General features: G+C 48.5%; 23 protein-coding genes and 3 pseudogenes. 12 read left to right on the top strand and 14 right to left on the bottom strand.

Annotated features, from left to right (window positions below; all coding sequences use genetic code 11):
- Positions 1-30: 30 nt before the first annotated feature.
- Both ACJ8W9_RS08670 and ACJ8W9_RS08665 read right to left on the bottom strand, forming a co-directional pair.
- Positions 31-435 (bottom strand): annotated as a pseudogene (locus ACJ8W9_RS08670) (peptidase M28); the annotation flags it as partial.
- A gap of 181 nt (positions 436-616) precedes the next feature.
- Positions 617-1,498 carry a prenyltransferase gene (locus ACJ8W9_RS08665; protein ID WP_411360871.1) on the bottom strand — a complete coding sequence of 294 codons (882 nt, stop codon included), beginning with the start codon at positions 1,496-1,498 and terminating at the stop codon, positions 617-619.
- Between the two features lie 106 nt (positions 1,499-1,604).
- On the opposite strand from ACJ8W9_RS08665, the pseudogene ACJ8W9_RS08660 reads away from it, so the two are divergent.
- Positions 1,605-1,738 (top strand): annotated as a pseudogene (locus ACJ8W9_RS08660) (NADH:flavin oxidoreductase/NADH oxidase); the annotation flags it as partial.
- Positions 1,739-1,903: 165 nt separating this feature from the next.
- Here ACJ8W9_RS08660 and ACJ8W9_RS08655 read toward each other — a convergent pair.
- Complete coding sequence (locus ACJ8W9_RS08655) at positions 1,904-2,026, bottom strand: hypothetical protein (RefSeq protein WP_411360870.1); 123 nt, start codon at positions 2,024-2,026, stop codon at positions 1,904-1,906.
- A gap of 286 nt (positions 2,027-2,312) precedes the next feature.
- Here ACJ8W9_RS08655 and ACJ8W9_RS08650 point away from each other — a divergent pair, with 286 nt between their 5' ends.
- The 4 genes from ACJ8W9_RS08650 to ACJ8W9_RS08635 all read left to right on the top strand — a co-directional run bounded on the left by ACJ8W9_RS08650 (position 2,313) and on the right by ACJ8W9_RS08635 (position 4,133).
- Positions 2,313-2,810, top strand: coding sequence for a spore coat protein U domain-containing protein (locus ACJ8W9_RS08650; protein ID WP_411360869.1), 498 nt, complete (start codon positions 2,313-2,315; stop codon positions 2,808-2,810).
- A gap of 95 nt (positions 2,811-2,905) precedes the next feature.
- Positions 2,906-3,256 (top strand): molecular chaperone, encoded by a 351-nt coding sequence (locus ACJ8W9_RS08645; RefSeq protein ID WP_411360868.1) that lies wholly within the window; start codon positions 2,906-2,908, stop codon positions 3,254-3,256.
- Between the two features lie 35 nt (positions 3,257-3,291).
- On the top strand, positions 3,292-3,759 hold the full coding sequence (locus ACJ8W9_RS08640) for a FimD/PapC C-terminal domain-containing protein (protein WP_411360867.1): 468 nt from the start codon (positions 3,292-3,294) through the stop codon (positions 3,757-3,759).
- Positions 3,756-4,133, top strand: a complete 378-nt coding sequence (locus ACJ8W9_RS08635) for a spore coat protein U domain-containing protein (protein ID WP_411359819.1) — start codon at positions 3,756-3,758, stop codon at positions 4,131-4,133. The genes ACJ8W9_RS08640 and ACJ8W9_RS08635 overlap by 4 nt, the downstream gene beginning before the upstream one ends.
- Here the strand turns inward: ACJ8W9_RS08635 and ACJ8W9_RS08630 are convergent.
- The 10 genes and pseudogenes from ACJ8W9_RS08630 to ACJ8W9_RS08585 form a co-directional block, all read right to left on the bottom strand.
- On the bottom strand, positions 4,114-5,922 hold the full coding sequence (locus tag ACJ8W9_RS08630) for an SLC13 family permease (RefSeq protein WP_411360866.1): 1,809 nt from the start codon (positions 5,920-5,922) through the stop codon (positions 4,114-4,116). The genes ACJ8W9_RS08635 and ACJ8W9_RS08630 overlap by 20 nt on opposite strands.
- Positions 5,919-6,320, bottom strand: a complete 402-nt coding sequence (locus ACJ8W9_RS08625) for an ectoine synthase (protein WP_411360865.1) — start codon at positions 6,318-6,320, stop codon at positions 5,919-5,921. Before ACJ8W9_RS08625 ends, ACJ8W9_RS08630 begins: the two co-directional genes overlap by 4 nt.
- Before the next feature lie 150 nt (positions 6,321-6,470).
- Entirely contained in the window at positions 6,471-6,896 is a 426-nt protein-coding gene (locus ACJ8W9_RS08620; RefSeq protein ID WP_411360864.1) for a hypothetical protein, read from the bottom strand.
- A 70-nt stretch (positions 6,897-6,966) separates the two neighbouring features.
- Positions 6,967-7,029, bottom strand: a pseudogene (locus ACJ8W9_RS08615) (hypothetical protein); the annotation flags it as partial.
- Positions 7,030-7,408: 379 nt separating this feature from the next.
- Complete coding sequence (locus ACJ8W9_RS08610) at positions 7,409-7,618, bottom strand: helix-turn-helix transcriptional regulator (protein WP_411360863.1); 210 nt, start codon at positions 7,616-7,618, stop codon at positions 7,409-7,411.
- A gap of 2 nt (positions 7,619-7,620) precedes the next feature.
- Positions 7,621-8,040 (bottom strand): hypothetical protein, encoded by a 420-nt coding sequence (locus tag ACJ8W9_RS08605; RefSeq protein WP_411360862.1) that lies wholly within the window; start codon positions 8,038-8,040, stop codon positions 7,621-7,623.
- A 285-nt stretch (positions 8,041-8,325) separates the two neighbouring features.
- Positions 8,326-8,841 (bottom strand): DUF805 domain-containing protein, encoded by a 516-nt coding sequence (locus ACJ8W9_RS08600; RefSeq protein ID WP_411360861.1) that lies wholly within the window; start codon positions 8,839-8,841, stop codon positions 8,326-8,328.
- 112 nt (positions 8,842-8,953) lie between these two features.
- Entirely contained in the window at positions 8,954-9,190 is a 237-nt protein-coding gene (locus ACJ8W9_RS08595) for a hypothetical protein (RefSeq protein ID WP_411360860.1), read from the bottom strand.
- A gap of 20 nt (positions 9,191-9,210) precedes the next feature.
- Positions 9,211-9,948, bottom strand: coding sequence for an ABC transporter permease (locus tag ACJ8W9_RS08590; RefSeq protein WP_411360859.1), 738 nt, complete (start codon positions 9,946-9,948; stop codon positions 9,211-9,213).
- Positions 9,941-10,666 carry an ABC transporter ATP-binding protein gene (locus ACJ8W9_RS08585; protein WP_411360858.1) on the bottom strand — a complete coding sequence of 242 codons (726 nt, stop codon included), beginning with the start codon at positions 10,664-10,666 and terminating at the stop codon, positions 9,941-9,943. The genes ACJ8W9_RS08590 and ACJ8W9_RS08585 overlap by 8 nt, the downstream gene beginning before the upstream one ends.
- A gap of 151 nt (positions 10,667-10,817) precedes the next feature.
- Between ACJ8W9_RS08585 and ACJ8W9_RS08580 the strand changes: the two genes are divergently transcribed.
- Genes ACJ8W9_RS08580 through ACJ8W9_RS08570 form a run of 3 tightly spaced genes read left to right on the top strand, consistent with a single transcriptional unit; the run spans position 10,818 to position 13,288 of the window.
- The gene (locus tag ACJ8W9_RS08580) at positions 10,818-11,933 is read left to right on the top strand and encodes a sensor histidine kinase (RefSeq protein ID WP_411360857.1); all 1,116 of its coding nucleotides are present in this window, start codon (positions 10,818-10,820) and stop codon (positions 11,931-11,933) included.
- Positions 11,930-12,526, top strand: a complete 597-nt coding sequence (locus ACJ8W9_RS08575) for a DNA-binding response regulator (RefSeq protein WP_411360856.1) — start codon at positions 11,930-11,932, stop codon at positions 12,524-12,526. The genes ACJ8W9_RS08580 and ACJ8W9_RS08575 overlap by 4 nt, the downstream gene beginning before the upstream one ends.
- Before the next feature lie 24 nt (positions 12,527-12,550).
- On the top strand, positions 12,551-13,288 hold the full coding sequence (locus ACJ8W9_RS08570; protein WP_411360855.1) for an endonuclease/exonuclease/phosphatase family protein: 738 nt from the start codon (positions 12,551-12,553) through the stop codon (positions 13,286-13,288).
- A gap of 51 nt (positions 13,289-13,339) precedes the next feature.
- On the opposite strand, the gene ACJ8W9_RS08565 is transcribed toward ACJ8W9_RS08570, so the two are convergent.
- Entirely contained in the window at positions 13,340-13,495 is a 156-nt protein-coding gene (locus tag ACJ8W9_RS08565) for a cation transporting ATPase C-terminal domain-containing protein (RefSeq protein WP_411360948.1), read from the bottom strand.
- A gap of 261 nt (positions 13,496-13,756) precedes the next feature.
- On the opposite strand from ACJ8W9_RS08565, the gene cas3 reads away from it, so the two are divergent.
- The 4 genes from cas3 to cas6e are packed head-to-tail and all read left to right on the top strand — an operon-like array spanning position 13,757 to position 19,023.
- On the top strand, positions 13,757-16,324 hold the full coding sequence (cas3, locus tag ACJ8W9_RS08560) for a CRISPR-associated helicase Cas3' (RefSeq protein WP_411360854.1): 2,568 nt from the start codon (positions 13,757-13,759) through the stop codon (positions 16,322-16,324).
- A 2-nt stretch (positions 16,325-16,326) separates the two neighbouring features.
- Positions 16,327-17,823, top strand: a complete 1,497-nt coding sequence (casA, locus tag ACJ8W9_RS08555) for a type I-E CRISPR-associated protein Cse1/CasA (protein WP_411360853.1) — start codon at positions 16,327-16,329, stop codon at positions 17,821-17,823.
- 4 nt (positions 17,824-17,827) lie between these two features.
- Entirely contained in the window at positions 17,828-18,382 is a 555-nt protein-coding gene (casB, locus tag ACJ8W9_RS08550; protein WP_411360852.1) for a type I-E CRISPR-associated protein Cse2/CasB, read from the top strand.
- Positions 18,379-19,023 carry a type I-E CRISPR-associated protein Cas6/Cse3/CasE gene (gene cas6e, locus ACJ8W9_RS08545; protein ID WP_411360851.1) on the top strand — a complete coding sequence of 215 codons (645 nt, stop codon included), beginning with the start codon at positions 18,379-18,381 and terminating at the stop codon, positions 19,021-19,023. The genes casB and cas6e overlap by 4 nt, the downstream gene beginning before the upstream one ends.
- The last annotated feature ends 17 nt before the right edge of the window (positions 19,024-19,040 follow it).

Genomic DNA, 19,040 nt, shown 5'->3' with positions numbered 1-19,040 from the left:
AAAAGCCCCAGCGAGTTCTACAGCAATATGATAGTCAAGGCCTGCTTGCGCGAAAATGGCCTCAGCCGAAGCACGGTCGAGCCAGCCCATGATCGGTACGCGCGATGCATTTTTTTCACCATCAATCAGCGTGTATTTACTACCTGTATCTGAACTCTCGACCACACTCCACGGATAAGCCGCTGGTGCTGTTTCATGCACGATAAACACGGCATCAGCACCTTTACGTGCGCCTTCCTCGTACTTGTAAGTCCAACGGCCATAATAGGTCATCGCGTTACCAGTAAAGAGCGCGTCTTCTTGGGTAGCATAACTGGGGTCATTCACCAACACGATGATGGTTTTGCCGGCCACGTCGACACCGTCGAAATCATTCCATTGGTACTCGGGGGCATCAATACCATAGCCAACAAACACAACCTCGGAATCGTTGATCTGCGTCTGATCTTGGCTGGTTGCGGTTTCCGGCGCTGGCTCAGAGCACGCCACAAGCGCTAAGCTCATAAGCGTTGCATAAAGAGTTCTATAGGTCATATCACGGCTCATTATTGATAGGGGAGATTGTAATCAGAAGACTGCAAAGCCAGTTGCTGCTCAACGACTCCGTGGCCAAAAATCAATGCAGTAGTAAACCCAATGAGATTAGCAGTGGCAGGCTAATTGTTAGCACCACATTCAGTGCAAGCAACCGTGTGGGTAGAGGTTTATCGAGGGTGGCGCAAGCGCGGAAGAGCGGTAGCGCCACGACGAGACTCATAAAGCCTAATGCCGCCTTAGTTGGCAGAACCTCTACTATGAGTAATAACGCCAACAGCAGATAAGTGAAGCCAAGGAAAATGCGGAAGGTGATGCTGGCAACGCGTGTTCCATAAGCCGTGAGCAGGTTGCTGCGACCGACTTGACTATCCGCTGCTGCATCGGGGAATTGATTCAACAGCAACAAGTTATTGACTAAGAAGAAGGGTATCAATGATACCCAAAATACCGAGGCGGTGTACTCGTCGGTGAGGACAAAATAGCTCCCCATGACCATTAACGGACCGAAACCGAATCCTGGCGCAACCAAACAAAGCCAGGGGCGATGGGTGATGATGGGGGTGTAAGTGATCACTAATAGCAAGCCCGCCAGGCCAAGTGGCAACAGCTGTAAGCCTCGCAGATAAATAAAGAAACAACCTATCGCCGTAACGAGAATCAGCAAAACCTTTCCCATTAAAGCCGCTGCGTCGATCGCTGCTGGATGCGCTTGCAGCGCACCACTGCCGCCACTAAATGGAGTGCGATGCGTGAGCAAATCAAGACCTGAACGCGCATCATGCACCTCGTTCAGTACATTGACGCCGGCGTGTGCAGCTACGGCGCCGAATAGCACAAGTGCGGCCAATTCAAGCGATAGCGGCTGACTGTGCTGAGTCGCCAGCGCCACCGCCAGCGCTACCACGGCAACTGTGAGTATTAAGAAATTAGGGCGTGTGGTTCTGATCAAGGTGAGTAGCATTTATTTTTTCGATGGCCTATGTAGATTTTCTTAACTTACTAAAACTCGTGGTAAAAGTTAATGTAATGCGCTTGTTCCGTATTCTAACCCTAAAGGTAGGCTTTGTATGTCAGCTCTATTTCAACCCTTTGAATTAAAAGACGTGACGTTACGGAATCGCATTGAGGTTCCGCCGGTTTGGTGATTGTCGAAGCGACGGCAGTGTCGCCCGAGGGGCGCATTACGCCTAACTGCACTGGCCCTATGAGGCCGCCAAAGCCCTGCGCGTCAAAGATCCCTCGTGGGTGTTGCCGGCGCCATATGCGCATTGGCTCGAGCGCTATTGATAACAATAGTTGATAGACAAAGTGTGCAAATATAAAAAAAGCCCAACCCGAAGTGGGCTGGGCTTTGGGGCACAACTAATTATGCTTTTTTGCTAGGCACTTGCTGCGGTTGCTTTTGGTCTTTGTGTTGACCTGGGTTCGCTTGCTTGCGCTCGTCTTGCTTTTCGGGTGCTTGTGAGGCTTGGGTTTTTTGCGTATCCATAATTAACTCCTTAAGAGCTTAGTAGCATCATTCAATTATGACGCTGATATAAAGCATAGTTAGCTGCACGCAAGTTTTCTGTCTGATACCGCACATAACAAGGTAATTTTTTTAACCACATTTTTTTTCTTCACAAGTGTACGTTAGCGCACAGACACTTATAACCCAACCAACTAATCTCAACCTTGACGAATGTCTCGAGTGACCCGTTCGCACAGAGATGAAAATCAACCAAGAAAGCGTGGTTCCATACTGAAACAGTAAGACCTCGTTAAGGAGAAAAGCTATGAACAACAAACTGAAACTTTTAACAGTACTTGGCATTGCAGTGGGCATGAGCAATGTGGCGATGGCACAAACTGCATCTGGAACGATGACGGTTTCGGCCACTGTGAGTGAAGCCTGCTCTGTGAGTGCAGCAACAATGACATTCCCTGCGATTTCGCTTTTTGCCAACACTGATGTGGTTGCTGATACCGCAGGTTCGTTGCTGATTTCGTGTACTGCTGCGACCTCACCGTTGATTTGGTCGGACTCACCTCGAGTGCTGACTGGTCCTGGTGCTGGTATCGAAGAAATTCCATTCAGCCTAGGGCAAACGAGTGTTACGGCTCTCACGAATGCGCTGCCGGTCATTGTCGCAGGTGAAGCCATTGCAGCTCCGTTCGTGGCAGATGGAACGGAGCAGGCGGTACCGCTGCATGGACTCATAAAAGCAGCAGATTACGCCGGCAAAGCGCCCGGTCTGTATACGGCATCCATTACGATTAATGTTAGCTATTAATTTCTAAAAGGACAGACATCATGCCCTCCACCAGCGTAAGTAAGAATTCATATGGTGTGGGGCTGACCAGGGGCAGGCTATACCGGTTGGCGGTTATGGCACTTGGCAGCCTCGTTTCGTGTGCCGCACTAGCTGTGATCATATCGCCGATCAAAGTTGAGTTGTCGCAAGCCCACTCAGTGGTAACCATTACTGTTACCAACGATGCGGATGCGCCATTAACCTTGCAGCATCAAGTCCTCGCTTGGACCCAAGTGAATGGCGAAGACGTTCTTGAAGCAAGCAACGACCTACTCGTCGCTCCGGCAATCGCGCAGATTGCCCCGAGGGGCACTCAGGTATTTCGTGTCACGCAAAGACATCCAAGCGCTGCTGCAGCGGAACGTGCCTATCGTTTGGTGCTTGATGATATCAGCGCAACAAAGCAACCGCTGCGCGTACCATAGGCACCGGTAGTTTTGCTGTGGTTAAAGTCGGTAACATGGCAAATGTGCCGATCTACCGCAGCAATCAATTAAGCGCTAGTACCAACGCAAGTGGTATGGCGTTAGTTCCAAATCTGCTGCCTTATCAGGTTAACCAGCTTACTATCGATCCGGTCGAACTCCCCTTCGATATAGAAATTCAAAGCGTGCGTGAAATGGCTGTACCATTTGCCCGCAGCGGTCTGTTCGTTAACTTCCCGGTGCACCGTTCACGCAATGCGCTGGTGCTGTTGCACCGCTTAGACGGCTCAGTGGTGCCTTTCGGTGCTCGAGTGACCGTATCGTCCAGTGCGCAAGAGTTTGTCGTCGGTAAGCGTGGAGAAGTCTATTTGATGAACCTTGCTGATAATAATCACCTGAGCGTACGTTGGCAGGATGGGGCTTGCGACCTCACTCTTACGCTGGATCCCACTGGTCCGCGCGAGCCGCGCATCGGCCCAGTGACTTGTGGAGAGCAACCATGAAAGTAACTTCAATAAGGCTAGGTGGCGTGCTGCTGTGTTTGGCTAGTTTGCTGCTAACTTTCAATGCGCAAGCAGCTAGCTGTCAAGTTAGTGCTTCGGTGGTCAATTTCGGTAGTTTTAGTCCACTGACGTTGGATTTCGTCGATAGCACGGGCAGCATCACAGTGAACTGCACTGATGTGGCCACTTACAGCATTATTCTTTCCTCAGGGAATGGCACTTATGCTCTACGCAGCATGGTATCCGGCAGTTATTCACTGGAATACAATCTCTATCGTGATGCTGCTTATCAACAGGTCTGGGGCGACGGCTGCTACCCGGTCAGGATGCGTGTCCGTGTGCAATTGCGCTGCATTACAACGGCCACACAATGAGCAGCAGCGGCATGGAAATACCTACGACGAGCAGCTGAACAGGGAGCCCGAGTTTCCAGTAATCGCCAAAGCGGAAACCGCCAGGGCCCAGTATCAGCGTATTATTTTGATGCCCAATCGGCGTTAAAAACGCGCAGGAGGCGCCAATGGCAACCGCCATTAAAAATGAGTCTGGGTTGACGTTGAGCACGGACGAAATGCTAATCGCGATGGGACACATGACAGCTGCGGTGGCGGCATTGTTCATTAAATCGGAGAGGAACATCGTCACCAACAAAATCGCCAGCAAACCTATGATGGCATTGCCCTGCGCAACGCTATCGACTAAGAAGGTGGCGATGAGTGCAGCAGTTCCCGTTGACTCCATTGCGCCAGCAACGGGAATCAATGCTCCCAATAGCACAATCACCGGCCAATCGATCGCTTCGTAAACTTTGCGTAGCGATACTGTGCCTAGTGCCATCGATGCGAGTACACCAAGCGCAAACGACACCGCCGCTGGCAACCAACCTAGTGCAGCGACAGTAATGGCACCGATCATTATCGCACTGGCCTGCCAAATCTTGGCCGTACTGGGAATACGCAGCTCACGTTGAGCTAATGGCACACAGCCGTTATCCGCTGCGAATTCCGCTATCGCCTCTGGTGGACCTTGCATCAGCAACAGGTCACCAGATTGAAAGTTGATGGCGCGCAGCCGTTTCATCGAGCGTTTACCCTCGCGCGAGAAGGCGAGCAGATTAATGCCATATCGCGTGCGTAGACGGATGGCTTTGGCGGAATGTCCGACAAGTCGGGAACTAGGTTGAACGACTAATTCGGAGAGTTCGATTTCACTTTGTTTACTCTCTTTGTCGTCGTCTTTGGTTTGCGCGTCAGCGTCAGCATCTTCTTTATCTTCGACGGATTCTTCTAGTTTGAGCCCGAGAATGGATAATACATCTTTGAGGGCGTCGGCTTCTGCTTCCAGCATTAATATGTCGCCCGCATGAACGCGACGCCTTGGGTTTGCGGCTATGATTTTTACTTCGTGCTGCACAATTCCGATGATTTGCGCATCAACCTCTTTTAATTCGGCTTCAATTTCATGCAAGGATAAGCCGTCAGACTTACTCCCTTCTTCGACCCGAACCTCGGTGATATAAGCGCCTGATTCGAACCCTTCGAGTCCCGATTGTTTGCGGGCAGGCACCCAGCGCCAGCCAATCAGTGCGATAAAAATAACGCCGGCAGCGGCCACGGCAAGGCCAATAGGGGTGAAGGCAAACATACCGAAGCTACCCAAGCCCGCTTCTTCTCGAAAGCCTGACACAATGATGTTCGGTGGTGTGCCCACGAGTGTCGTCATGCCGCCCAAAATGGTGCCGAAGGCAAGTGGCATCAGTACTTGTCCGGGCGTCAATTCAAGCCGTTGCGAAACATGCACCGCAACGGGCATCAACAAAGCCATGGCGCCAACGTTATTCATAAAGCCCGAGAGCAGCGCACCCAAACCGATCAGAGCGCCAATGCTCAAGGTTTTCCCTGCGTTTGCAGGCAAAGCAACGCGCGTTAGTGCGTCCACCGCGCCTGAGTTTTGCAGCCCCTGACTCAAAATAAGCACGCAGGCCACGGTGATAACCGCCGGGTGACCGAAGCCGCTGAACGCAGCAGTACCGTCAACGAGCCCTGCAATAACACAGGCTAACAATGCCGCCAAGGCAACCATGTCGTGCCGCCAGCGACCTAGCAAAAACATCACTATAGTTGCCAGTAATATTGCGAGAATAAGCCACTGATCTAGCGTCATAAGTCGGTGACTGCCTCGGCTTCAAGAGGATAAGCGCCGTCTGCTCCATGAACCTCTTTGCCGTTCAGCGGCGGGTTGAACACACAAGCCAATTGCAATTCTGATTGAGCCTTAAGAATGTGGTTGTCGTTGTTGTTCAGCATGTACACCGTGCCAGGCTTAATCGGGTGTTCAATGCCCGTCGCCAAATCCAAAATAGAGCCTTCGCCACGAATGCAGTAAACCGTCTCTAAATGATTTTTATAATGAATGGGCGTCTCGGTATTGGCATAGATGGTGGTGATATGAAAGGAGTAACCCATATTATCGTCCTTGAGGGACATTCGGACACTGTTCCAGGTTTCACCATCCACTTTTCGGTCTGAGTTACGGCAATCTTCTAGTGTTCGTACAATCATGCAGGTTTCTCCTCGTAAAGCTCGTTGGCGTTCATTTAATTACATAAAACTAACGCGCTTTCGTTTCAGTGTATATAGTGAAACACTCTTACTTAACGAGATGGTTCGTTCATAAATTGTACGCAGCGGGCGCCCTAGAAGTGCGTATTTTCAAAAGGCGGAAAAGTGCTTAAACCCAAGATCGTGATTCCTCAGCAATTCATCCATGAGCATGCTATTGCTCATGGTGAGGCGTTTTAGCTCGTCACGCCACTTTAGATGGTAAGGGAAGCCGCCCATGTTGCGCACCGTGGTTACGCCCGCAGCTAACGCAGACTTAGCATAGCTACGATCTAAGATATGCACGTGAGCGTCGATAAGCCCGGGCATAACGTAGGCTTGCTGGCCATCCATCGTCAGTACGTTAACGTTGGTCAGCACAAAGCTTTGCGGTCTATCGCGATGCAGTTCAGTTGCACCACTCTCTAGGTCTTGATAGAGCCACAGCAAAGCGGCGATGGTAAAAAGCGTGAGTAAGAGCAACGCGGTGCCGCGTAGGCAAGCTCGAGGGAAAGCTTTCAATTGACTCGTTTTCATTGATGGAAACTCCAAGCACAGTTGTTTGTGCCTGCAGCCTAATTTGCATGCGCTCGAGCGGCGACCAGAATCAAGATTCTAGACTTTTTAAGTAACGACTGGGCGGCATTCCGGTCTGCTTTTTGAACACTGCATTAAAAGAAGATTTTGAGCTGAATCCCGCGTGTTCACTTTTTCAGCTTCCTCGAATTCCTGCAAATCATCGAAAACTTCCGGCTGTCGAACAATCCCAACCAGAAAGCCGGCGAGCAATAGCAGTGGAATGCCTTGGTCGATGAAATACCATTGGTTGCGCAATTCGTAGGGCAGGAAAGGCTGCAGATTGGCACGCTCGTAACGTAAGAGGAGCACAAGTGACAGTTTGAGGTAAATGAGTTGACTCAATGCGCCGAGAGCAAGAACCCAGCCGATGTAGCTTGTGAAAAAGAGGGCAGTAAACGCTGGCACAAAGTGCGCGGCATCCCGGCAGTAATTCGAGTGGTGCAAGCATCATGACTGTGGATTACGCCCAATTAGGTTTCATCAAACCAAAATACATCAATAAGGCTTTTGTTGAAAACTTTGGCAATACGAAAAGCCGTTTCTAAGGAAGGTGAATAGCGACGTTGCTCAATCGCCGCTATCGTTTGGCGTGTTACACCTACCCGTTCGCCCAACTCGCCTTGGGTCATCTCACCATTTTCTGCACGTAATTCGCGTACACAGTTCCCGATAGGCAACATGATTAGTAACCTCGACGAAAACTAGCAATTTGCACCCCATACTCGGAGATTTGTGCCACCACTAAACTCAGTAGACAGCTGTAAAAGAGGAGATTGCCGTCGTTCAGCACGAGAAAGTGTAAAAGCGAGGTGACAATACCAACTGCTAAGACACCGCCCGCGGCTGCTTGCCCCCGACGAATGAATACTTTTTCTCGCTCATCGGCCTTTTGCTCGGCTTGCTTACGATGGGCGATAGCCAGCACGATTTGGCCGATCACGCTCAGAATAATCAACGTGACCGTGAGTTTAATAAATACTGGAAGTACCGCAGGAACCTGCTGCAGTTCGATATAGGTTTGCACCACCGCATATGTCATATAAAGCCCAACCACCAAGGTTGCAATCAACATGAGCCAGGCTGATTTTTCTTTGAAAGCCATGTGTATTTCCTTAAGTTAAAAATAGTTAACATGGCGATTTTATAAGCAAGCCGCCTCCGTGTCAAAAAATTTTAACAAGCGTTACTTCTCAAGCCAATTTAGAATAATCGCGCTATCGTCATTAGCCACAACGGCCATGCTTGGATGATTTCTATTGGGCAGGTTTTTGACCGTGAGTTGCTCGCTCTGTAGTTCCGCAAACGAGGCGCATCCCGTCAAACCGATGCTGACCAGCATACAACAAGATCACGTTAGCCATCGCATTGAAACAGCATCAGCTCGGTATTAAGACGAACGTTTTAAACTTGGCATCGCTAAGAAATAAAGTACCAACAATACACCAAATGGCACAAGATACATCAACTGCCACCATATGCTTTGGCCTGCATCTTTTAACCGACGCGTAGATACCGCCAAGAAGGGAATAAGCAATATGATGGCCACAATTGATGCGAGTATGACGTGAAGCGTCTCGGCTAGAGCCAAGACACTGATAAAGAACAAGAAAAACCACCAAAATTCGTAACGGCCTGAGCGACTTTGAAAGTCATCGAAGTTCTTGAGTGTATTGAGAATGCTGGTTACTGCGCTTTTTCGAGGCGCCTCTGCAGGAGCCAATAAAACATCTGGACTGACTTCGAATACTGCGGCTAAAGCTTTTAGCGTTTCCGGTGATGCGCTACCTCTTTTTTCTAAGCGTTGGATTGTGCGTAAGTTTACCGCACAGAGCTCACTCAATTGCTCTTGTGACCAACCTTTGTGTTGGCGCAACTGTTTTACTTTTTCGCTATTAATGTTCATGCCGCAGCCACTCCTTCGTGGTGTCTAACTGATGACTGCAAAAGTAACACAATCGACAGAAACTACTACGGCATTGATGCGGCAGCTCGCCGGCAAAGAGCTCGTTTAGAGCTCAAAACCGTTCTTCCAAACAGCTTGTGGGTGAAACAGCGCCCGCAAGTTCGTGCTGGCATCCGTCTTGAATCACGACGAACTTTTCTTCGCGCCAGGTTTCGCCGTCAAATACTTGCACCGGACCGATGACGAAGCTGTTGGCGTTGTTAGCTGCGACTGGTTGTGGTGTCGGTAAATTCAACACGATGGCGAGCACCACTGCGATCGTGGCGAGTAATAGAAGTATCTTTTTCACGGTGATTAGCCCCTAGTCAATTAGTGCGAGAGACGCTGATAACGCCAGCGTACGATAACGGTAAGTAATAAGGTAAAACCGACAAGCGCCGCTACGTGCAGCCAAATGCTATGGCCTTGGCTCGAGCCGAGCACTGCATGTGCTAGCTGTGCATAGTGATAGGCAGGTAAGCCGTAAGCGACGTATTGCACGGTTTCCGGCAAAAACTGCATGGGCAACCACAAACCCGATAAGAAGGCCATCGGCAAATACACCAAGTTAACCACCGCGGGCGCACCTTTGTCGGAAAAACAAAGACCTAGGAGTAGCCCCATGAGCGCAAAAGGGAGTGTTCCGATTAACAGCACTAGCAACAATGCCAACCATTGCCACGTGTGGAGTTCAACACCGGCAACCAGACCGCCGGTAACAAAAAGAATCAGCCCAATACACAGCGCGAACACCAAGCTACTAAAGAACTTCGCGAACAGGTACGCGGCAAGAGGCATCGGCGCGACGCGCTTTAACGTTAACCAACCATGAGCTCGGTCACTGGCAACCGCGGTGGCAAAGTTAAACATCGCGGGGCCCATCATACCGAAACAGGCATAAGAAACGAGTAGGTATTGACTGCTGCCAGAGCTGAAATTAAAAACAATACCGAAAAAGATATAAAACGTAACCGGAAACAAAATCGCCGGTAAAAAGAATGCGGGTGTACGCCATAAGCTCAGCAAATCGTAGCCCGCTTCTTTAAGATATAAGTTCTGATTAAACATGACGTTGCTCCTGCATCTTGGCTAAGTACGCTTGCTCAAGTGAGCCATGATCGGCAAGTATTTCGGTCAAGGTTCCGGCGGCGACAATTGCGCCGTCGCGCAGCATGGCCACGCGATCTGCTAAGCGCTCGGCTTCTTCAATGTAGTGGGTGGTGAGTACAATGGCAGAGCCCGCCGAACGGTAATCTTGTATGTGTTGCCACAGGGCGTGACGTGCCTCGACGTCCATGCCCACGGTGGGTTCATCTAAAAACAGTAAGTCGGGCTTGCCCGCCACGGCGATGGCAAACAGCACTTGCTGCCGTTGGCCGCCCGAGAGCTTGCCAAAACGCTGTTTGGCGATGCTATTTAGGTTGAATTTTTCGATAAGTTCGGCGACATCAAAGCCATTGCGGTAATAGCTGCAAAAGAGATCTAGTTGTTCGTACACGGTTAAGTTTGCCGCCAACGCGCCGAGTTGCATCATCACGCCTAAGCGCTGTCGAATGGCGAGCGACCGCTGCTGCGTCAACAGCGGCTGACCAAAGAGTGCTAGCTGCTCTGCTTGGTACGCATGCATGCCAAGCACACTATTGATAAGTGACGTCTTACCCGCGCCATTTTTCCCCAGTATTGCCAGAACCTCACCGCTATAAGCCTTGAGGTTTACATTGCAAAGTGCGCGATGCTGGCCATAGTTTTTATTCAAGCCCTGAATCGATAAGTGCGCGACTGCCATGAGTGATCTCCAGTTAACAAGTTGCCGCTAAGATTAGGCAAAGGTGGGATCACGCGGTAGTCGCTTTTGTCAGCAATTGCAGGTGACAATTGTCACTGGTCGAATGGCAAAGCAGTCGTCATAATGAGATCACTTCGCGCGGATAAAGCAAATGATGAGCCAAGAAAACAACAGACAAACCGTTGCTAACGAAGAAGCTAAACACGCCTGGGTCTATTTATTTAACCTCGGGTTCTACATTCTGCCGATGGTGCTGTTTCCCTACAGCATCGCTGAAATTGTGTGGCTGTCGCTCGCTATGTTGGTGTTTGTCGGCCTTTATTTTTATGGCTTCTCTTTACCACCGCACCGCATGTTCTGGCCGGTAGTGGGAATGTTTGTTATTGCCTGTGCCGTTACGCCCTGGAACCCAGGGTCTGTTGCTCTATTCAGTTACGTCGGCTTTTTTATCGGCTTTGCTTACCGTTGGCCGTATGCCTTAACAGGAGTGTTGGGGCTTATCGGCACTTTAGCGGTGTTTCAGTGGAGTGTGGGAACCCATTGGGACCTGTTCTTTCACTACGGTAGTGTCATTGTTATCACCGTTGCGATTTTCGGACGTATTGAGCGCTTGCGCCAACGCCATGCCGCCGCGGAGCGTCGCAGCGCCGAAGAAATTGAACGCCTCGCCACAAGTGTTGAGCGCGAGCGTATTGCGCGCGATTTACATGATATTTTGGGCCATACTCTGTCGAGCATTGTGCTCAAGTCTGATCTTGCTCAAGCACATTTGGGCAAGCAGCAATATGATGCCGCCGCAGAACACTTACAGGAGCTTAGCGAAATAGCGCGTCATAGCTTGTCGCAGGTACGTCAAAGCGTGTCCGGATACAAACATAGTGGATTAACGCTGGAACTCAAACGGTTACAACAGCGCTTACACGACGCGGGCTTTCGTACCGAGATTTTAGGTAAACCACCACAGCTAGACGCAACTCGTGAAACCGCTTTAGTCCTCGCAATAACTGAGCTGGTCACAAATGTGATTCGTCATAGCTCAGGGCAAATCTGCACAATTCATTTTGATGAGAGTAACGATTTGTATCGGATTCAAGTGACCGACGACGGTCACCCAACTCAGGTTGAAAGTGGCAACGGTTTAGTAGGCGTGCGGCAGCGCATTCATGCTTTCGGCGGCTCGGTTGACGTTTCAACTGCTCGGGGCTGCGCAGTAGCGCTACAGTTACCCAAGCTTGCAACATCCAACATCTACGGAGCAACCCCATGAAAATCTTACTCGCCGAAGATCAAACCATGGTACGCACGGCGTTAGCTAGCTTGCTGCGGTTGGAGACTCACTACGAGGTTGATGAAGCGGTGGACGGCGCTGCAGCTCAGCAGCAACTGCAGCAGCATGCCTATGATATTTTGCTAACGGACATCGAAATGCCGCATCTGTCGGGGCTCGAATTGCTGCAGTGGGTCCAACAACATCAGCCGCAGCTGAAAACTGTCATTATCACCACCTTTAACCGAGCCGGGTATATCAAACGTGCCGTTGACGCCGGTGTGAGTGGCTTTTTGTTGAAGGATGCTCCGATAGCCACACTTGTCGATTCGCTGCAAAAGGTCTGCGCCGGCGAGCGTGTGATTAGTAACGAATTGCTACTGCAAGCGTTGGGCCATGACGACCCACTCAGCGAAAAAGAGCGTAAGGCACTGCGATTAGCGGGACAGGGTATGAGTACGCAAGCTATAGCCGAAGCCTTGTTTATAGCGGAGGGCACTGTACGCAATTATTTATCTGAGGCCATTAGCAAATTACATGCAAGTAATCGCGTCGAGGCGGCGCGCATTGCTCATCAGAAAGGCTGGCTTTAATGCAGATTGCTAAAAGGCGGAAAAGTGCTTAAACCCAAGATCGTGATTCCTCAGCAATTCATCCATGAGCATGCTATTGCTCATGGTGAGGCGTTTGGCGTGCTCTGTTGGAACACCCAGAAGCTGACCCAAACAGCCAAGTTTCAACACGCGCTAGCACGCATTTTAGCTGACTTTCCTTGCTTGTTTTTATTGTTGCAAGAGGCAAAGCTGAGCGCCAAAGAAAACTGGTTGCAGCCGCACTGGTCGTATGCGGTCGCGCCCAATATGCAAACACGGCGGTTTACTTATGGTGTCATTACCGCAAGCCAGTATGCTTTTACCGAAGCGCAGGCGCGCCTGAGCAGAAAGCGCGAAGGCCTGTTCGCTACCCATAAAAGTTATATGCTTTCGTATCACGCACTGGCAGAGGGCGGCGCCTTGTTGGTCGTTAATGTTCATGCGATCAACTTTGTGCGCACGCAGCAGTTTTCGCAAGAAATGGAGCTTATCAAAGAAGAGATCTTAGGCCACCAAGGACCCCTCATCGTTGCTGGTGACTTTAACGTGTGGAGCCGCCACCGCCGCTTGCGGTTGCTGCAATTCTGCCGCAGCATCGGTCTGCGACAGGCGATCATGGTGGACCCACATCACATTAAAACCTACCGGCAACATCCCCTCGACTTCATCTTCTACCGCGACCTTTCGCTGCAGGAAGCTTCGGCAATTGATACCAATACCGTGTCTGACCACAACCCGCTTTATGCGCGGTTTACGTTGTAGCGTTTACTGGTGTTGGCTTAAGCTTTTAACGTTGCGCATAATTCTATGAAGTTATCTACCGCGCAGGCGCTTTTCGAATTCGAGTACAACAAAGAGCACTACGCCAATACCCACTATCAGCAAAACATCGACAAAAGCGACAGATGTCGTGGCAAATACCTCCTGCAGTGGCGCGCTATAGGTCACTGCAAATTGCGCCAGTATCACGCAAAGAATCGTTAGCCACACGATCGGTGTGCCGTTTACCGCATGCCAGTTTAACGTTGTATCTTTTCCAATTAATTTTCAAACCGCGACACCAACCGTCGGCTAGACGCTTTACATTAGTTATCTATGCATGCTAAACATATTAATGCATCAAAATTTTAACACTTTGTTTGTTTTTGTTGGTTTGACTGATGAAAGTTTAAGTTATGTTCTATCTGTTTGCTGAAGTTTGAGCTATCAACATGGAATAGGGAAATTGTAGTGTTTCGGCCTCGTACAAATAAGGAAATAGCTTTAATACCGTATCAAAAGGTGCCCGCTAAAACCTTCGATAACAATGGTCGTAAGGGTGTTGGTAGAAGTGTAGAAAACCATTGCCGTATTGTTGGAGAGGTGGCGAAAGAGTTAATTCGTCGGTCTCCAGTCGCGCATCTTTTCCCCGATGGCTCTGCGTTTACTGCAGCTACACATGATATTGGCAAGGTAAGCCCTACTTTCTACAATAAAATTATGGTCGCTGCTGGCGGTGAGTTATTACCGAACGTGAATTTTCAGTTGGAGAGAACGTGGAACGGTCATGCTGGCGTTAGTCAGTTAACGGCTCAATATTTGAATGCACCGTGTTACATACCGGAGATCCTTGGTCAACATCACGGATTTTCACCGGCCGTTTCTGGTCTTCGAGCAACAGATGAAGTTTTCGGTGGTGAGTTGTGGCAAGCCGAGAGAGAGAAGTTAGTTATTTCATTGAAAAAAGCCCTTGGTGAGTCATGGCCGAAAGAAGTGACCTTTGAGCAAGCTCGTTTGCTCGCAGGGTTAACTTCAGTATCTGACTGGATTGGATCTGGTTTTCATTTTGAAGACCCCAAAACCCCATGGAAAGATAAAATTGAGATGGCGGTAGACGACGCAGGGTTTGTGCCAGTTACTTATAGAGCAGGATTGAGTTTTGAAGAGGTTTTTGGTTTTTCTCCACATGACGCCCAGTCAGTTTTAATTGAAGAGGTAACGGCCCCAGGAGTTTATGTTTTAGAAGCTCCGATGGGATTAGGTAAAACTGAAGCAGCTTTATATGCCGCTTATCAGATATTGCAGAAAGGAAAATGCTCAGGTATTTATTTCGCACTACCCACTCAGTTGACTTCAAATAAAATTTACGAACGCTTTGAGAGCTTTTTGGAGGCAGTCTTAGCGGATGAATGCAGTCATCGTTCTTTACTGTTGCATGCAAATGCCTGGCTGTTTGAAAAAGACATAGGTGAAGAAGGTCGGCCAGGAGGAGCTTGGTTCAACAAAAATAAGCGAGGTCTGCTTGCGCCTTTCGCAGTTGGGACCATTGATCAAGCATTAATGGCAGCAATGAATGTCAAACATGGATTCGTACGAGCATTCGGATTGGCCGGTAAAGTCGTCATTCTCGATGAAATTCATACCTATGATGCTTACACGAGCACACTATTGGACTCCCTTATCGAATTGCTTCGGAAGCTTGAATGCACAGTTATTATCTTGAGTGCAACGCTGAACAAAGACAGACGCCAAAGGCTTCTTAAGCGACCATGTTCCTCTTTGGAATATCCATTAATTACTTCGAGTAAAAACGGGGATGATGGGACACTAACGGAAGTGAGCGTTCCATCAAGTAACGACAGAGACTATCAAATCAACTTAACCGCAGACGAAAACCTTGCGATTGAAGAAGTGTTGATGCGCGCTGAACTAGGTCAACAGGTACTATGGATAGAAAATACTGTCAGAGAAGCGCAGCAACGGTATCTTGATTTGGCCGCTCGTGCCGCAGAGCTTGGAATTTCCACTGGCTTGCTCCACTCGCGTTTTACAGTGAATGACCGACAAAAAATTGAGGATAAGTGGGTTAATTTATATGGGAAATCAGGATGGAAGCGGCGAAGTGAAAAGGGGCGTATTCTTGTCGGCACACAGGTTCTAGAGCAATCGCTCGATATTGATGCCGACTTTATGGTTTCTCGATTTGCACCGACGGATATGTTGTTGCAGCGCTTAGGCAGGTTGTGGCGCCACTCTCAAACACCGCGTTCTAATCATGCAAAACCAGAAGCTTGGTTTTTGGCTCCAAAATTAGCGGAAGCGGTTGAAAGTCCAGAGAAACATTTTGGCTCAAGCGCTTACATATATAGCCCGTATGTTTTATGTCGGAGTTTAGAGGTTTGGGCTGGATGTAGAAAAGTTAGTTTACCCATTGATATTCGTAATTTAATAGAAGAAACATACTCAGACAGGGACGAACAGGGAAGTATGAAGCGATGGCTCCATGAGCTGGAGCATGGCAATCGGTACAGAAAAGGAAGAAGAGATTTACAGCAACTTGCGAGAATCGGCTTGGCAGAAGATGGGAACACTTTACCAGAGAGTAAAGCTCAGACTCGATACAGCGAAATAGACAGCTTCGAAGTGTTAATTCTCAAAGGAATCTCTAGAGATGCTGAACGGGCACTACTAATATTTTTGGATGGTAGCCAATTAGAGTTGCCGCTGCATAAGTACACACTAGAAAAGGCAGAATGGCGCAAACGAACAGCCATTCTTATGCAGCACATTGTTAATGTCCCCCTGAGTGATAAGCCTAAATCAGTTCCGACAGATGTTCTAAAACGTTTCGGGCTGCAGCACTGTTTCTATTTGGGGAATCCCGACTGGAACGATAAAGATGAGAGTATTTTTAACGTTGCTATTGTCGATGACAGCGACTGTTTGCGAGGCATTGAAAATACTCAAGTGCATGATAAATACAGCTTGGAATATCGAGATGATCTCGGTTACCGAGTTATAAAAAATCAGGAACTATAGCAATGGAAAACCGTTTTAATTTAGTTGATGAATCTTGGATACCGGTTGCCGATTTTGGCCGAGTCAGCCTTAGACAAATTTTTACTAACTCTGATTATCGAGCATTAGGCGGAAATCCAGTACAAAAAATAGCACTGTTGAAGTTGCTTCTTGCTATTGCCCAAGCTGCAGCCACGCCCAAAGATGAAGTTGAGTGGAAAGCTATTGGTGCAAGGGGTTTAGCAGAGCGTTGTGTTGCGTATTTAGAAAAGTGGCATGACCGATTCTATTTGTATGGAGATAATCCCTTTTTGCAAATGCAAGCAATTAGGGCGGCCAAAATTCAGCCTTTTGGCGCGGTCTTGCCTGAAGTTTCAACGGGAAATACAACTGTATTGAGTCAAGTCCAGCGACAGCGAGATCTAGACGATGGAGACAAAGCGCTTCTACTTTTGACTCTTATGGGCTTTGCGCTCTCGGGTAAGAAGACAGACAACAGTGTCGTTTTAACACCAGGCTACAGTGGGAAAACAAATGATAAGGGTAAACCAGCAACTGGTAAACCTGGGCCTTCCGTTGCACATATGGGGCTCTTACATAGCTTTCTATACGCAAGCGACATTCAGAGTACCTTGTGGCTTAACCTATTCACGTTGAATCAGCTTGAGAAAATGAATATATACCCAGAAGGAGTTGGAATAGCTCCATGGGAGAAAATGCCTAGCGGTGAGAATTGTGAGAACGCACAAAAACTGAAAGCTTCCTTAATCGGGCGTTTAATTCCACTGAGTAGATTTTGCTACCTCACGGATGAAGGCTTGCATTATTCCGAAGGAATTGCCCATGCAGGATACAAGGAGGGCGTCGTTGATCCCAGCATGGCAATAAATAATTCGGGAAAAGAACCCAAGGCACTTTGGGTCGACCCAGAAAAACGACCATGGCGTGAGCTTTCGGCTTTACTGAGTTTTTTTGACCAAGCAGAAACCACAGGGTTTCAAAGTTGGCAAATACGAAGTGGGCTAAATAGAGCTCGAGATGTTATTGAAAGTTTTGCAATTTGGTCGGGTGGTTTACGAGTGAGCAGTAATGCTGGTGAACAATATGCGTCTGGTAGCGACGATTTTGTTGAGTCCCAAGTTTGGTTGCATGGACAGACTGTTGGTCAAGGTTGGTTTCGTCAACTAAAACACGAAATGGATGCGTTAGATGCATTGGCCAAGAACTTATATGGACGAGTGCAAGGCTTTTTTAAAGAACAAACTTTTGATGGCGGAAAAATAGCACCTCAAGCAACGCAGCTCTTTTGGCAGCTCTGTGAGCGAGATTTTCAGAGCTTGGTGAACCAATGTGATCAAACCGAAGATGCAACCGCCGAGCGTATAAAGCTTCGCCATAGATTTGCGGGCTACGTTCACCAAGCTTATGACAAGTTCTGTCCGCGAGAAACAGCGAGACAAATGGACGCTTGGGCAAAATGTCGCCCGAACACAAGCAAATATCTGAATCAAGAGGGCTAGAAATATGGAAAGTAATGAAGTGCCTGTGCAGTCGGATAAAGAGAAAAGTCGAGAACAGCGATTTGTCGAAACAGTGATTGAACGTTGCCGCCAAGATAAGGGTCAAGCAGCAAGGCTTCGCAGAGCAGACAATCCGGCAACAGAATACCAGTCTTGGGAGTTACTGGGCTGGTTTGGCGTTGACTTAGAAAAAGATTACGAACGCAAACCATTCGTAGCAATAGCTGCAGCTATTGCGAAATCTAAGAGCGAGCGAAACGGCAATCTAACTTTAGGAGGAGCATTAGCTTCTTGCTATGAAGATGGTCGGGAAAGCAGCCAAGCAAAAGCAAGACTTCGTCGCTTGCTAGCTTGTAGCGACTTGACCGAGGTTTGTCGTATCTTGCGCCCACTTTTCACTCTTATTGATAGCAAGATTGGTCAACCATTAGATTATGTTCGGCTCTTAAAGCAGTTACGTTTTTTCGGCTTTGAGTCAGGGCAACGCGTTAAAACACAATGGGCTCAAGAGTTCTATGGTCAAGCCGTTGAAATAAATAAAGCGGAGGTCTCCGCATGACGATGATAGCAAGCGTTCTACACCTAGATCGTCGTGCAATGAAGGCACTACGTATTACCGATCCTTACTCTCTTCACCGTGTTGTGTACGGTCTTTTTGAAGATGTACGCAACGAAGAACAAAAACACAAAAGTACCTCAAGTGGGATTCTTTATGCAGATTATGGCGGCGATATTCGCGGCCGAAAGGTCTTGATGCTTGCAAATCGTGAACCGATGGAAAGTGTTGAAGGCACTTATGGAGAAGTTCAAAGTAGACCCATCTCCGACGACTTTTTACTTTATAAAAGCTATCGCTTCAAAGTAATAGTTAATCCAACGCGTCGTGATAATACGAGCCGGAAATTATTGGCTGTGAAAGGTAGAGATGATATTGCGAAATGGTTTACCGAACGAGCTCAAGGTAGTTGGGGCTTCGACGTTGCAACACAGTCGCTGCAGGTTGATAAGGTTGAGGTACTTCAATTTAAAGATAAACATCAACGCCGAGTAACTATTGGGCAGGCTCATATTCAGGGGCTGTTAACTGTCACAGATAGAGCTGCATTTACTAAGAGTTTTCAACAAGGTATTGGACGTGCTCGAGCTTTCGGTTGCGGCTTGCTGCAAGTCGTTCCTGTTTTAGAAAACCCATTTGATTGATTTAATTTTAATTCAAT

The organism is Pseudidiomarina salilacus, assembly GCF_047323925.1.
Taxonomy (GTDB): Bacteria; Pseudomonadota; Gammaproteobacteria; order Enterobacterales; family Alteromonadaceae; genus Pseudidiomarina; species Pseudidiomarina salilacus.
Note: the sequence above shows the minus strand (reverse complement) of the source record. Positions and strands in the feature narration are given on the sequence as shown.